13 protein-coding genes are annotated in these 12615 nt (G+C 72.2%); 4 read left to right on the forward strand and 9 right to left on the reverse strand.

The features are described from left to right. Positions 1 to 59: 59 nt before the first annotated feature. Complete coding sequence (locus tag ACZ4M5_RS31425; protein ID WP_451877320.1) at positions 60 to 908, reverse strand: menaquinone biosynthetic enzyme MqnA/MqnD family protein; 849 nt, start codon at positions 906 to 908, stop codon at positions 60 to 62. A 352-nt stretch (positions 909 to 1260) separates the two neighbouring features. On the opposite strand from ACZ4M5_RS31425, the gene ACZ4M5_RS31430 reads away from it, so the two are divergent. Together ACZ4M5_RS31430 and ACZ4M5_RS31435 are read left to right on the forward strand one after the other, a co-directional pair. Next, on the forward strand, positions 1261 to 1464 hold the full coding sequence (locus ACZ4M5_RS31430; RefSeq protein WP_003974443.1) for a cold-shock protein: 204 nt from the start codon (positions 1261 to 1263) through the stop codon (positions 1462 to 1464). 163 nt (positions 1465 to 1627) lie between these two features. Next, positions 1628 to 2281, forward strand: coding sequence for a class I SAM-dependent methyltransferase (locus ACZ4M5_RS31435; protein ID WP_467741886.1), 654 nt, complete (start codon positions 1628 to 1630; stop codon positions 2279 to 2281). A gap of 69 nt (positions 2282 to 2350) precedes the next feature. On the opposite strand, the gene ACZ4M5_RS31440 is transcribed toward ACZ4M5_RS31435, so the two are convergent. From ACZ4M5_RS31440 to ACZ4M5_RS31450, 3 genes are all read right to left on the reverse strand, one after another. Then, on the reverse strand, positions 2351 to 3502 hold the full coding sequence (locus ACZ4M5_RS31440; protein WP_467741888.1) for a sugar ABC transporter substrate-binding protein: 1152 nt from the start codon (positions 3500 to 3502) through the stop codon (positions 2351 to 2353). An 81-nt stretch (positions 3503 to 3583) separates the two neighbouring features. Then, the gene (locus tag ACZ4M5_RS31445) at positions 3584 to 5500 is read right to left on the reverse strand and encodes an AMP-dependent synthetase/ligase (RefSeq protein ID WP_467741890.1); all 1917 of its coding nucleotides are present in this window, start codon (positions 5498 to 5500) and stop codon (positions 3584 to 3586) included. A gap of 229 nt (positions 5501 to 5729) precedes the next feature. Next, positions 5730 to 7019, reverse strand: a complete 1290-nt coding sequence (locus ACZ4M5_RS31450; RefSeq protein ID WP_467741892.1) for an acetyl-CoA C-acetyltransferase — start codon at positions 7017 to 7019, stop codon at positions 5730 to 5732. Between the two features lie 105 nt (positions 7020 to 7124). Here ACZ4M5_RS31450 and ACZ4M5_RS31455 point away from each other — a divergent pair, with 105 nt between their 5' ends. Beyond that, positions 7125 to 8432 (forward strand): 3-oxoacyl-ACP reductase, encoded by a 1308-nt coding sequence (locus ACZ4M5_RS31455; protein WP_467741894.1) that lies wholly within the window; start codon positions 7125 to 7127, stop codon positions 8430 to 8432. Then, complete coding sequence (locus ACZ4M5_RS31460) at positions 8432 to 9283, forward strand: MaoC family dehydratase (protein ID WP_467741896.1); 852 nt, start codon at positions 8432 to 8434, stop codon at positions 9281 to 9283. The genes ACZ4M5_RS31455 and ACZ4M5_RS31460 overlap by 1 nt, the downstream gene beginning before the upstream one ends. Here the strand turns inward: ACZ4M5_RS31460 and ACZ4M5_RS31465 are convergent. The 5 genes from ACZ4M5_RS31465 to ACZ4M5_RS31485 form a co-directional block, all read right to left on the reverse strand. Continuing rightward, entirely contained in the window at positions 9271 to 9975 is a 705-nt protein-coding gene (locus tag ACZ4M5_RS31465) for a TetR/AcrR family transcriptional regulator (RefSeq protein ID WP_467741898.1), read from the reverse strand. The genes ACZ4M5_RS31460 and ACZ4M5_RS31465 overlap by 13 nt on opposite strands. Before the next feature lie 94 nt (positions 9976 to 10069). Beyond that, positions 10070 to 11380 (reverse strand): dicarboxylate/amino acid:cation symporter, encoded by a 1311-nt coding sequence (locus tag ACZ4M5_RS31470; RefSeq protein ID WP_467741900.1) that lies wholly within the window; start codon positions 11378 to 11380, stop codon positions 10070 to 10072. Positions 11381 to 11447: 67 nt separating this feature from the next. After that, the gene (locus ACZ4M5_RS31475; protein WP_369195875.1) at positions 11448 to 11549 is read right to left on the reverse strand and encodes a putative leader peptide; all 102 of its coding nucleotides are present in this window, start codon (positions 11547 to 11549) and stop codon (positions 11448 to 11450) included. Between the two features lie 143 nt (positions 11550 to 11692). Beyond that, positions 11693 to 11992 (reverse strand): DUF4229 domain-containing protein, encoded by a 300-nt coding sequence (locus ACZ4M5_RS31480; protein ID WP_467741902.1) that lies wholly within the window; start codon positions 11990 to 11992, stop codon positions 11693 to 11695. Positions 11993 to 12085: 93 nt separating this feature from the next. Continuing rightward, on the reverse strand, positions 12086 to 12610 hold the full coding sequence (locus ACZ4M5_RS31485; protein ID WP_467741904.1) for a GNAT family N-acetyltransferase: 525 nt from the start codon (positions 12608 to 12610) through the stop codon (positions 12086 to 12088). Positions 12611 to 12615 lie beyond the last annotated feature (5 nt).

The raw sequence follows: 12615 nt of genomic DNA on the forward strand, positions 1-12615 counted from the left end.
CGCACTCGTGGCCCCCTGCCGCCGCGCTCCTCGCAGCGTAGTGCCGCGGGGCGCACGGCTCACGGCTGGAGGAGGTCCACCTTCACGTCCGCGGGGAAACCGGTGGTCGGGCCGACCCGGCGGGCGAACTCGGCCACCGCCTCCAGCTGCGGGCCGCCGAAGCGGAAGTCCAGCGTGGTGAAGTAGCGGGCCAGGGTCTCCTCGTCGAAGGCCTCCCAGCGGGCGGCCTGCTCGGCGACCTTGCCGACCTCCTCCAGGGAGAGGTTGCGGGAGGCGAGGAAGGCCTCGTGCACCTTGCGCGTGATCACCGGCTCGCGCTCGGCGTAGTCGCGGCGCGCGGCCCAGACCGCGAAGACGAACGGCAGGCCCGTCCACTCCTTCCACAGGGCGCCCAGGTCGTGCACGTCCAGGCCGTAGCGCGGGCCGTCGAGCATGTTGGCGCGCAGGGCCGCGTCGCCGATGAGGACGGCGGCCTCGGCCTCCTGCATCATCAGGCTCAGGTCGGGCGGGCAGGTGTAGTAGTCCGGCTGGACGCCGTAGCGCTCGGCGAGGAGCAACTGGGCGAGGCGGACGGAGGTGCGGGAGGTCGACCCGAGGGCGACGCGGGCGCCGTCCAGCCGGTCGAGCGGGACCTGCGAGACGATCACGCACGACATCACCGGGCCGTCGCAGCCGACGGCGATGTCGGGGAAGGCGACCAGGTCGTCGGCGTGCTTGAGGAACTCGACGAGGGTGACGGGACCGATGTCGAGATCGCCCTGCACCAGCTTCTCGCTGAGCTTCTCCGGGGTGTCCTTGGTGAGCTCGAAGTCGAGGAGCGTGCCCGTTCTCGCGAGCCCCCAGTAGAGGGGCAGGCAGTTCAGGAACTGGATGTGGCCGACGCGCGGCCGGGTGCGAGGATTGTCCACATCGTGAGGCTAGCCCTCGGGGCGCACGACCCGGCGCGCGGGCCCGGGTGAAGGCGCGGGCCGGGCTCCGGTCGGCTCCGCCGTCGGGGTGGGGCGGGCGATCAGGTGTTCTCCGCCATCCGGCCCGGGATGTTCAAACATTCGGGTGACGTGATCTTGACCCCTATTGCATTCCGGGTCCCGCGTGCTAGGCTCGTCGCAAGTTGCAGTTTGGTTTCCCTTGCAGTACAGAGCCTGCGGAGCATGTGACCGCGGGCTCTCGTCATTCTCAGACATATGCACTTGTGCAGAATTCATCTTCACACTTGCTGGTTCTGGAGCAGGGCAACCCTTTTGAGCCCAAGGAGGGCTTATGGCTACCGGAACCGTGAAGTGGTTCAACGCCGAAAAGGGCTTTGGTTTCATCGCCCAGGAGGGCGGCGGCCCCGACGTCTTCGTCCACTACTCCGCGATCAACGCGCAGGGATTCCGGTCCCTGGAGGAGAACCAGCAGGTGTCTTTCGACGTCACGCAGGGTCCGAAGGGCCCGCAGGCTGAGAACGTCACCCCGGTCTGATCAGCAGTACCCAAGGAGCCCCGCGCCGTCAGGCGACGGGGCTCCTGCCCTTTTCGCCCCCGGACGTCCGGTGAATTCCCGGCGAATTCCCGGCGGGGGACGATCAGCGGATGGAACACGTTCCGGAGAACAGTGGGAGAGCGGCCCGGTAGGGTCCCGGGGCATGGCTGACACCGACTTCGTGAGCGCGACCCGTACCTTCTACGACGCCATCGCCGAGGACTACGCCGTACGGTTCCGTAACCCGCACACGGACGTGGTGCTGGACCGGTTGCAGCTGGACGCCTTCGCGGAGTTGGTCGGCGAGGGCGGGCGGGTCGCCGACCTGGGGTGCGGCCCCGGGCGGGTCACCGCCTACCTGGCGTCCCGGGGACTGTCCGTGTCCGGTCTGGACCTGTCGGAGTCCATGCTGGCGATCGCCCGGCGCGAGCACCCGGGGCTGCGCTTCGAGCGGGGCTCGATGCTGGAGCTGGACCTGCCCGACGCCTCGCTCGACGGGGTCGTGGCCTGGTACTCGACCATCCACACGCCCGACGAGCAGCTGCCCGCCCTGTTCGCCGGCTTCCACCGCGTCCTGCGCCCCGGCGGGCACCTGCTGCTGGGCTTCCAGTGCGGTGACGAGCCCCGTCACTACGAGCAGGCCTTCGGCCACGAGGTCTCCCTGACCTTCCTGCGGCGCAGGCCGGAGGGCGTCGCCGCCCTGCTGTCCGCGGCCGGTCTCGCCGTCCGCTCCACGACGGTGCGGGCACCGGACGAGGACCGGGGCGAGCCGGTCTCCCAGGCGTCCCTCATCGCCCGCAGGCCGCAGGAGCGGTGAGCCGGACCGCCGGTCGGCAGGCGGTGAGCCGCCCGCCGGCCGGCAGCCCGCCCTTCGGGGGCGCGGCCCCTACTCCAGCCCGATGGCCCGGCAGTCCGCCTTGTACGGGGCCGTGCAGATGTCCTTCACCGTGTACACGTCGTCCGTGATCACGGTCTCCTCGATGTTGTCCCGGGTCAGTGCGACCACCGGGACGAGCATCGACGGGATGTTGCGCTGCGTCGGGCTGTCGACCGTCTCGCGGGTCAGCGCCGCGAACTCGATCGAGCGGCCCTGCACCTTGGCGACGGCGATCTTCGCCGCGTTCGTCGCCTCCAGCAGGAAGGACTTGTACACGGTCATGTACTGCTCGCCGGAGACGACCCGTTGCACGGCGTCGAGGTTGGCGTCCTGTCCGGTCACGGGCGGGATCTTCGTGGCCCCGGCCTCCTTCAGTGCCTCGATGACGGCGCCCGCCATGCCGTCGTTGGCGGAGTAGACGGCCGCGATGTCGTTCAGCCCGACCGCCTTGATCGCCTTGCGCATGTTCGCCTTGGCGATGGCCGGCTTCCAGTCCGTGGTGTCGTAGCGCCGCACGATCTGCACCTGGCCCTGGAGTTCGCCGAGGGCGCCGGTCTTGAAGCGGGCGGTGTTGGGGTCGGCGGGGTCGCCGTTCATCATGACGACCTTGCTCTTCCCGGCCTGGTCACCCAGTTCGCCGACGATCGCGCGGCCCTGCACCTGGCCGACGAGTTCGTTGTCGTGGGAGACGTAGGCGTCGATCGGGCCCTCGGCCAGGCGGTCGTAGGCGATGACAGGGATGCCGGCCGCCTTGGCCCTGCGCACGTCCGGGGCGATGGCCTTGGAGTCGAGCGCGTTGACCAGGATGACGTCGACCTTGTCGGCGACCATCTGCCGGAACTGCTCGCTCTGTCTGGAGGCGCTGGCCTCGGCGTTGGCGTAACGGACCGTGCCGCGGCCGTCGGTGAGGGACTCGACCTCCTGCTTGATCAGGGGGTGGTCGAACTTCTCGAAGCGCGCCGTGTCCTTGTCCGGCAGCAGCAGGCCCACCGTGATGTCGTCGGCCTTCACCGCGGCGTCGTCGTCGCTCGCGTCGCCGCCGCCGCAGGCGGTGAGGGACACGGCCGACAGGGCGGCCGCCAAGGCCAGGGCGACGGGTCGCGCAGCGGTCCGGCGGGTGTTACGGGGTATCACTGGTGGTGCCTTCCGTGGGGGGAGCATCGCGTCGGCGTGGCAGAAAGCCAACGGGGCGGCACGGTGCGTCGTCAATAACCCCATGTGAAGACTCAGCGAAAGTGCCCTTCAGGTGTAGAGGCCCTCTACTTCGGCGGCGAAGTCGCGCAGGACGGCCTCGCGGCGGAGCTTCATCGAGGGGGTCAGATGGCCGGCCTCTTCGGTGAAGTCCACGGGCAGGACGGCGAACCGGCGGATCGACTCGGGGCGGGAGACCATCTTGTTGGCCTCGTCGACGGCCCGCTGAAGGACCGCGCGCAGCTCCTGGTCGTCGGCGAGGAGGGTGGGCGGCACGGGGTGCTTGCCGTTCATCTGGCGCCAGTGCGTGATGCCGTCCGGGTCGAGCGTGATGAGGGCGGTGACGTAGGGGCGGCCGTCGCCCAGGACGAGGCACTGGGAGATCAGCGGATGGGAGCGCAGCCAGTTCTCCAGGGGCGCCGGGGCCACGGACTTGCCGCCCGCGGTGATCAGCAGCTCCTTCTTGCGGCCGGTGATGGTGAGGTAGCCCTCGTCGTCCAGGGCGCCGAGGTCGCCGGTGGGGAGCCAGCCGTCGGGGGCGGCGGGGACGACACCGCCGGCCCCGGGGTCCCAGTAGCCGCGCAGGACGTGGTCGCCGGCGACGAGGATCTCGCCGTCGGCGGCGATGCGCACCCGGGTGCCGGGCAGGGGCCAGCCCACCGTGCCCAGGCGGGGTTTGAGGGGCGGGGTGACCGTGGAGGCGCCCGTGGTCTCCGTCAGGCCGTAGCCCTCGAAGATCTCGATGCCGGCACCGGCGTAGAAGGCGGCGAGGCGGCGGCCGAGGGGGGAACCGCCGCAGATCGCGTAGCGGACCCGGCCGCCCATGGCGCTGCGGAGCCGGCGGTAGACCAGTGGGTCGTACAGGGTGCGGGCGGCCTTGAGGGCGCGGGTGGGGCCGGGTCCGGTCCCGGTCTGGCGGGCCTCGACGGCCTCCCCGTAGCGCTGGGCCACCGCCGCCGCGCGGTCGAAGGTGGCGGCCCGGCCGGCCGATTCGGCCTTGGCGCGGGCGGAGTTGAAGACCTTCTCCAGCATGTAGGGGATGGCCAGCAGGCAGGTCGGCCGGAAGCTTTGCAGGTCCGGGAGCAGGTCCTGCGCCTTGATGCTGGGCGCGTGGCCCAGCCGGACGCGGGCCCGGATGCAGGCGATGGCCACCATGCGGCCGAAGACGTGGGACATGGGCAGGAACAGCAGGACGGAGGCCTCTTCGCTGGTCCTGGCCCGGAAGACCGGGTAGAGCAGCTCGATGGCGTTGTCGACCTCGGCGAAGAAGTTGCCGTGGGTGAGTGCGCAGCCCTTGGGGCGGCCGGTGGTGCCGGAGGTGTAGACGAGCGTGGCCAGGGTGTCGGGGCCGAGCATGCCGCGCCGTACCTCGACCTCCGGATCGGCCAGTCGTGCCCCGGCCTCGGCGAGCCGGTCCACATGGCCCTTCTCGACGATCCACAGGTGCTTCAGGTCGGGCAGGCGCTCGCGCTCGGGGCCGAGGGCGGCGGCCTGGGCGGCGGTCTCGGTGACCAGGGCGACCGCCCCCGAGTCCTGCAGGATCCAGCGGGTCTGGAACGCCGAGGAGGTGGGGTAGACGGGGACGGTGACCAGTCCGGCCGCCCAGGCGGCGAAGTCCAGGACGGTCCACTCGTAGATCGTGCGGGCCAGTACGGCGATCCGGTCGCCCGGTGCGAGCCCCTCGGCGATCAGCCCCTTCGCCACGGCCAGGACCTCGGCGGCGAACTCCCCGGCGGTGACGTCGCTCCACCGCCCCTCGGCGTCCTTGCGGCTGAGGGCGACGGCCCCCGGGTCGGCGCTCGCGTTGTCGAACGGCAGGTCGGCGAGCGAGCCGTGCGTCCACGGCGGGGCGAGGGGCGGCACGGACGCCTCCCGCACCGCCCCGTCCAGCCGCCGCACCTCGGGTTCGACCAGCACCGGTCCGCCGTACACGTCGCCGTGGGCGGAGGAGTGATTCGCAGTGGACACGGGCGGCTCCTGGGGCGTGCAGCGGGGGACTGCTTGCTGCATGACGTACGTGCCTCGCACGCCGAGGCGCTCAACCGGCGGGACCCGGACAGGGGTTACTGACGGTAGGAACGGGATCGTACGGCGTTCACGTGGCGGGTCTGTGCGCGTTCGGGGATGGTCCGGAGCCAGGCCTGTGCATGCTCGGGGGTTACCTGAGGGTCGTTCACCTCCGGCGCCGGACCCGGGCTCAGGCGCGCTCCAGCACGGCCGTCACGCCCTGCCCGCCCGCCGCGCACACCGAGATCAGGCCCCGGGCGGGGGCGTCCCGTTCGGCGAGGAGCTTGGCGAGGGTGGCCACGATCCGGGCGCCGGTGGCGGCGAAGGGGTGCCCGGTGGCGAGGGAGGAGCCGGCCACGTTGAGCCGGTCGCGGTCGAGTGGGCCGAGGCCGCGCTTCTCCCAGGCCGCGAGGGTGGCCAGCACCTGGGAGGCGAAGGCCTCGTGGATCTCGACGAGGTCGAAGTCGTCCAGGGTGAGCCCGGCCCGCTCCAGCATGCGCGGGACCGCGTACGCGGGTGCCATGAGCAGCCCGTCCTCACCGCCGGCCACGTCCCCGCCGGCGAAGTCGACGGCCGCCGTCTCGTACGCCGTCAGATACGCCAGCGGCGCCAGCCCTCGCTCGCGCGCCCATTCCTCGCTCGCCAGCAGCACGGTGGCCGCGCCGTCGGTCAGCGGGGTGGAGTTCCCGGCGGTCATGGTCGGTTCGGGGTGGTCGAGGCCGAACACCGGCGTGAGTGAGGCGAGTTCGTCCACCGTCGAGCCGGGTCGCAGGTTCTGGTCGCGGTCGAGGCCGCGGAAGGGGACCACCAGGTCCTGGAAGAAGCCGCGTTCGTACGCCGCCGCCAGTCGCTGGTGGCTGGTCGCGGCGAGTTCGTCCTGGGCCCGGCGGCCGATGCCCCAGGCGCGGGCGGTGACGGCGGCGTGCTCACCCATGGACAGTCCGGTGCGCGGCTCGGCGTTGCGCGGGATGTCGGGGACGAGGTGGCCCGGGCGCACCTTCGCCAGCGCCCTCAGCCGTCCGCCCAGGGTCTTGGCCCGGCGGGCCGCCAGCAGGATGCGGCGCAGCGAGTCGTTGACGCCGAGGGGGGCGTCGCTCGCGGTGTCGGCGCCGCCCGCGATCGCCGAGTCGGTCTGCCCGAGGGCGATCTTGTTGGCGGCGGCGATGACGGCCTGGAGTCCGGTGCCGCAGGCCTGCTGGATGTCGTAGGCGGGGGTGCGGGGATCCAGCGCCGAGCCGAGGACGGTCTCACGGGCGAGGTTGAAGTCGCGGCTGTGCTTGAGGACCGCTCCGGCGACGAACTCGCCCACCGCGCCCGGCCCGTGCAGGCCGTACCGCTCGACGAGGCCGTCCAGGGCGGCGGTGAGCATCTGCTGGTCGGAGGCGGTGGCGTAGGGACCGTCGGAGCGGGCGAAGGGGATGCGGGCGCCGCCGAGGATCGCCACGCGCCGTACCGACGGTGCCAGTTGCTGGGGGCTCATCTCGACCTGCTCCTCGTCCGTGACGTAGCCTTACCTCCGGTAACCTTACTCCAGAGTAAGCACGCGTGAGCGTGCAGAGCCGTCACCGGGACCCGGGAGTTGTCAATGGCCGACCGCTATCTGCGTTTCACCGGTACCGCGCCCGGCCGTTTCCTCACGCGCCGGCTCGGACTGCCGCAACCGGCTCCGCTGGCCCGCTGGTCCCCCGAGCACCCGGCCCTGGAGGGCGGTCTGCGCCTGCTCACCGCCGGGCGGACCGCCCTGGACGCGGCCCCCGTCCTGGCCCGTACGGGGCTGGGCCCGGCCGGCCCGGACCGGGCGGCCGCCGTCGTGCTGGACGCCACCGGGGTGCGGGACGTCGACGGACTGGCCGACGTGCACGCGGCGCTGCATCCGGTGCTGCGCTCGGTCGTCCCGAGCGGCCGCGTCGTGGTGCTCGGCGCTCCGCCCGACCCCGCCGACCACCACCAGGCCACGGCCCAGCAGGCCCTGGAGGGCTTCACCCGCTCGCTCGGCAAGGAGATCGGCCGGGGCAGGACGGTCAACCTGGTCAGGCTGACCGACGCCACGGCCGCCGAGTCCACGCTGCGGTTCCTGCTGTCGCCGAAGTCGGCCTACGTGAGCGGGCAGGTGATCGAGGTGGGCGCCCCGCAGGAGGCACCCGCCGCCCTCGACTGGGAGCGCCCCCTGGCGGGGCGTACCGCCCTGGTCACCGGTGCGGCCCGCGGCATCGGCGCCTCCGTCGCCGAGACGCTCGCGCGGGACGGGGCCCGGGTCGTCGTGCTCGACGTACCGCAGGCCGAACAGGACGCCCGGCGCGTGGCAGACCGGCTCGGCGGCACGGCGCTGCCCCTCGACATCACGGCCGCCGACGCGGGGGCCCGGATCGCCGACGCCCTCCCCGACGGCCTGGACCTGCTGATCCACAACGCGGGCATCACCCGGGACCGGCGGCTGGTGAACATGCCCGCCGAGCGCTGGAGTTCCGTGCTGGAGGTGAACCTGGCGAGCGTGCTGCGCACCACGGACGCCCTGCTGAAGGCGGGGGCGCTGCGGCGCGGCGGGTCGGTCGTGGCGACGGCGTCGATCGCGGGGCTGGCGGGCAATGCGGGCCAGACCAACTACGGGGCGAGCAAGGCGGGCGTGGTCGGCCTGGTCCGCTCGCTCGCGCCGCGGGCGCTCGCCGAGCACGGTGTGACGGTCAACGCGGTCGCGCCCGGTTTCGTCGAGACGGCGATGACGGCCGCGATCCCGCTGTTCATCCGGGAGGCGGGCCGGCGGATGAACTCCCTCGCCCAGGGCGGGCTTCCGGCCGACGTCGCCGAGACGACGGCCTGGCTGGCGCATCCGGCGTCGGGCGCGGTCAACGGCCAGGTCGTCCGCGTCTGCGGCCAGAGCCTGCTGGGGGCGTGATGACCGGCCCCACCGACCTCGTCCTGCGGACCTCCCCGTCCCTCGCCCCGCTCCTGGCGCGCGGCGCGCTCCTTTCGCCCGCCAAGCGGCCCTCGCCGGACGCCGCGTTCCCGCGCACCCGGCTCGTGCTGCCCGGCCTGCGGGTGGACCTCGCGCGGCTGGCGGCGTACGAGCGGGTCTGCGGGTTCCCCACCGGGGACGACGCCCTGCCGGTCACCTACCCGCACGTGCTGGGGTTCCCGCTGGCCATGCGGCTGATGAGCGGACGGGCCTTCCCGCTGCCGCTGCTGGGCCTGGTGCACACGTCGATCGGGGTCTCGCGGCACGGGCCGATGCCGGCGACCGGGCGCTACGAACTCTCCGTGCACATCGAGGCGTTGTCCCCGCACCGGCGCGGCACCGAGGCCGCCGTGGTCACGGAGGTGCGCGGCGGCGACGGGGAGCCGGTGTGGGAGTCCAGGAGCACCTACCTGGCCCGCCACCCGGTGCGGCGGACGCCCGGGCCCGCGCGCGAGGAGGAACACGTGCCGCTGCCCGCCGTGGCCGAGTGGCGCCTCGCCGGGGACGTGGGGCGCCGCTACGGGGCCGCCTCCGGCGACCGCAACCCCATCCACCTGCACCCGCTCACCGCGCGGCTGTTCGGCTTCCCCCGGGCGATCGCGCACGGCATGTGGACGGTGGCCCGCTGCCTGGCCGCCCACGGCACGCCCGGCCGCTGCTCGGTACGGGCGGAGTTCCGGGCGCCCGTGTTGCTGCCGGGCACGGTGACGTACGCGGCGAAGGGCGGCCGGTTCGAGCTGCGTGGCGCGCGGGAGCGGCTGCACCTCACGGGGGACGTCTACCCGGCGTGAGGTTCGGGGCGTTCCTGGGGCGGTGACCAGGGCCGGCCCGCCATGAGGTTGCCCAGCCCGGCCCAGGCGAAGTTCATCAGGGTGGCCGCGGCCTGGCGGGCCGTGACGCCCGGGGTGGCGTTGGCCCAGGCGGCGAGCGACTCGGCCGCGCCGACCAGGGCCTCGGCGAGTCCGGCGACCTCGCGCTCGGGCAGGTCGGGGTCGTGGGGGTACCTCCCTGCTCGAGCGCAGCCGAGAGCCTGGGGGAGCGCCTCCCGGGCCGCGGCGTGGATCATCTGGGTCACGAACGCGACGATCTCGGCGCGCATGGCGGTGATCTCGGCGGCGAACGGCTCGCCGTGCGTCCGGGCCTGGAGGTGCAGCACCGACCAGGCGTCCGGGTGCTCGGCGGTGTGCGCGAAGAACGCGCCGAGGCCCTCCCACAGTTGCCGGTCGGCGGGCAGGTCCGCGCGGACCCCGGCGCGCACCGCCTCGACGAGGGCGGCGGCCTCACGGCGGATGCAGGCGGTGAAGAGGTCTTCCTTGGAGTTGAGGTACAGGTAGACCAAGGGCTTGGAGACGCCCGCGAGTTCGGCTATCTCGTCCATCGAGGCGGTCATGTAGCCGCGCTGGCCGAAGATCTGCACGGCGGCGTCCAGCATCTGCTGCTCACGGACCGCACGCGGCATCCGCTTGGTCTTCACGGCACCCATAGCGCCCAAGCGTACGGGCCCCCCGGTCCGCCCCCGGCCGGAAACCGGCCGCGGCGGACCGGGGGGCCCTCCACGCGTCACGTCACCCGTGGTGTCAGACGGCGGCGGGGACACGCTCCGTGCTGTCGCGCGGCTCGTCGGCCGGCTCGTCCAGGGAGGAGCCGTCGGCCGTGGCGTAGGCGTCCCGGTCGAGCAGGTTCTCCCGGGCGGAGACCAGCACCGGGATCAGCGCCTGGCCGGCGACGTTGGTGGCGGTGCGCATCATGTCGAGGATCGGGTCGATCGCGAGCAGCAGGCCCACGCCCTCCATCGGCAGGCCGAGGGTGGACAGGGTCAGGGTCAGCATGACCGTCGCACCGGTGAGACCGGCCGTGGCGGCCGAGCCGACCACCGAGACGAAGGCGATCAGCAGGTAGTCGCCGACGCCCAGCTGGATGTCGAAGATCTGGGCGACGAAGATCGCGGCGATGGCCGGGTAGATCGCCGCGCAGCCGTCCATCTTGGTCGTGGCGCCGAACGGCACGGCGAAGGAGGCGTACTCCTTCGGCACGCCGAGGCGCTCGGTGACCTTCTGCGTCAGCGGCATCGTGCCGACCGAGGAGCGGGAGACGAAGGCCAGCTGGATGGCGGGCCAGGCGCCCTTGAAGAACTGCACCGGGTTGGTCTTGGCGACCGTGGCCAGCAGCAGCGGGTAGACGCCGAACATCACCAGGAGGCAGCCGATGTAGATGTCGGCGGTGAAGGTCGCGTACTTGCCGATCAGGTCCCAGCCGTAGGTGGCGATGGCGAAGCCGATGAGGCCGATCGTGCCGACCGGGGCGAGCCGGATGACCCACCACAGCGCCTTCTGCAGCAGGCTGAGGACGGATTCGCTCAGGGTGAGGATCGGCTGGGCCTTCTCGCCGAGCTGGAGGGCGGCGATACCGGCGACGGCGGCCATGAAGACGATCTGGAGCACGTTCAGCTCGGTGAACGGCGTGATCACGTCGGTGGGGATGATGCCGGTCAGGAAGTCGATCCACGAGCCGGTGTGCTCGGGCTTGCCGCCGTCCTTCGGCGTGAGCCCGGTGCCGGAACCCGGGTTGGTGACCAGGCCGATGACCAGGCCGATGCTGACCGCGATCAGCGAGGTGATCATGAACCAGAGGAGGGTGCGCGAGGCCAGGCGGGCCGCGTTGTTCACCTTCCGCAGGTTGGTGATCGACACGAGGATCGCGAAGAAGACGAGGGGGGCGACGGCCAGCTTCAGCAGGCCGATGAAGGTGTCGCCGACCTTCTCCAGGGTCGTGACCAGCCAGGACAGGTCCTGACTGCGGGCGAGCCAGCCGAGCAGCACACCCAGGACGAGACCGGCGAGTATCTGGGCCCAGAAGGGCACCTTGAAGGACTTCGTGTGTGAGGACACGGACTGACTCCGTTGGGGGGACGCGTAGGGGGGAGCTGACGTGGGGACGGCGGGGTGTTGCGTTACGTCAGGGACGACAGAAAGCGGACGCGCACCGACAGAGATCCACGTGCAGCCGCGCCACGAGCGGAACGCTCGGCGGCGAAGAGGGCGCGACTGCTGACGTCATACAACGACCTTAACACCGCAGCTTTGAGGACCTCAAAGCCTGACTTTGAGAGGTGATGGGACACACACACCCACACAACGCAAAGCGCCCCGTGTCCGCACAGGTACGGACACGGGGCGCTGCACGCCGGAAAGGAAGGGTTTCTACGAGGTCTGCCCCTGGGCCCGGGCGGTGTCGTCGGCGACGTCCTCCTGGCTGCGGTTGGCGTCCAGGTTCGCCTTCATGCGGTCGACCCGCTGCGCGACCTGGACGGACGCCCGGTCGCGCTCCTTGCGCAGCACGACGAAGCTGATCGGCGCGGAGATCAGCAGGGCGAGCAGGACGACCCACAGGCCGTTGCTGTTGCCCAGTCCGCGCGGGGCGAGACCCGAGTAGACGGCGCCCCAGACGACGACCAGGCAGCCCACGAAGACACCGAGGCGCATCAGCGTGTAGCGGAGCATCTCAATCCACTCTTCCGGTTTCGAACGGCCAGAACGCACCCAAACGGGCACCGTCCAGTGAAGCACGCCGGACGGCCGGTTCCGGCACGGGGGTCAGCCCAGGGGCAGCAGCATCACGACGTCGTCCCGGTCGTCCCCGGGCGCCACCCGGATCGCCCCCGGGATGCGGCCGACCTCCTTGTAGCCGCAGGAGGCGTAGAAGCGCTCCAGCCCGAGCCCGCCCCGGCAGGTCAGCCGGATCGCCTCGATCCCGTCGATCCCCCGGGCCGCGTCCGCGGCGGCGGCGAGCAGGTCGCGGCCGTACCCCTTGCCCTGGTGGCGCGGGTGGACCATCACCGTGTACAGCCACAGCCAGTGGGTCATCAGGGGGTGGGTGTTGAGAGTCAGGAACGCGGTCGCCGCGACCCGCCCCTCCCCGTCGTGCCCGACGAGCAGCCTGACCTGCCCTTCCGCCATCGACGCGAAGTGCCGCACCAGCACGGGCCGGATCTCCTCCGGCGTCACCGGCGGCACGAACCCGACGGCTCCCCCGGCGTTCGAGACGTCGGTCCACAGGTCGAGGACGCCGTCCCGCAGCTCGGGGGTGACGGCGGGATCGAGCGTGAAGGCAAGGGGCATACGCC

It is taken from the genome of Streptomyces sp. NPDC026246 (assembly GCF_055567995.1).

What these genes read in the sequence shown, in the direction of transcription:
- ACZ4M5_RS31430 (WP_003974443.1), top strand. Translation starts at nt 1,261, where the DNA reads ATGGCTACCGGAACCGTGAAGTGGTTCAACGCCGAAAAGGGCTTTGGT.
- ACZ4M5_RS31435 (WP_467741886.1), top strand. Translation starts at nt 1,628, where the DNA reads ATGGCTGACACCGACTTCGTGAGCGCGACCCGTACCTTCTACGACGCC.
- ACZ4M5_RS31440 (WP_467741888.1), bottom strand. Translation starts at nt 3,502, where the DNA reads ATGCTCCCCCCACGGAAGGCACCACCAGTGATACCCCGTAACACCCGC.
- ACZ4M5_RS31450 (WP_467741892.1), bottom strand. Translation starts at nt 7,019, where the DNA reads ATGAGCCCCCAGCAACTGGCACCGTCGGTACGGCGCGTGGCGATCCTC.
- ACZ4M5_RS31455 (WP_467741894.1), top strand. Translation starts at nt 7,125, where the DNA reads ATGGCCGACCGCTATCTGCGTTTCACCGGTACCGCGCCCGGCCGTTTC.
- ACZ4M5_RS31460 (WP_467741896.1), top strand. Translation starts at nt 8,432, where the DNA reads ATGACCGGCCCCACCGACCTCGTCCTGCGGACCTCCCCGTCCCTCGCC.
- ACZ4M5_RS31465 (WP_467741898.1), bottom strand. Translation starts at nt 9,975, where the DNA reads ATGGGTGCCGTGAAGACCAAGCGGATGCCGCGTGCGGTCCGTGAGCAG.
- ACZ4M5_RS31475 (WP_369195875.1), bottom strand. Translation starts at nt 11,549, where the DNA reads ATGACGTCAGCAGTCGCGCCCTCTTCGCCGCCGAGCGTTCCGCTCGTG.
- ACZ4M5_RS31480 (WP_467741902.1), bottom strand. Translation starts at nt 11,992, where the DNA reads ATGCTCCGCTACACGCTGATGCGCCTCGGTGTCTTCGTGGGCTGCCTG.
- ACZ4M5_RS31485 (WP_467741904.1), bottom strand. Translation starts at nt 12,610, where the DNA reads ATGCCCCTTGCCTTCACGCTCGATCCCGCCGTCACCCCCGAGCTGCGG.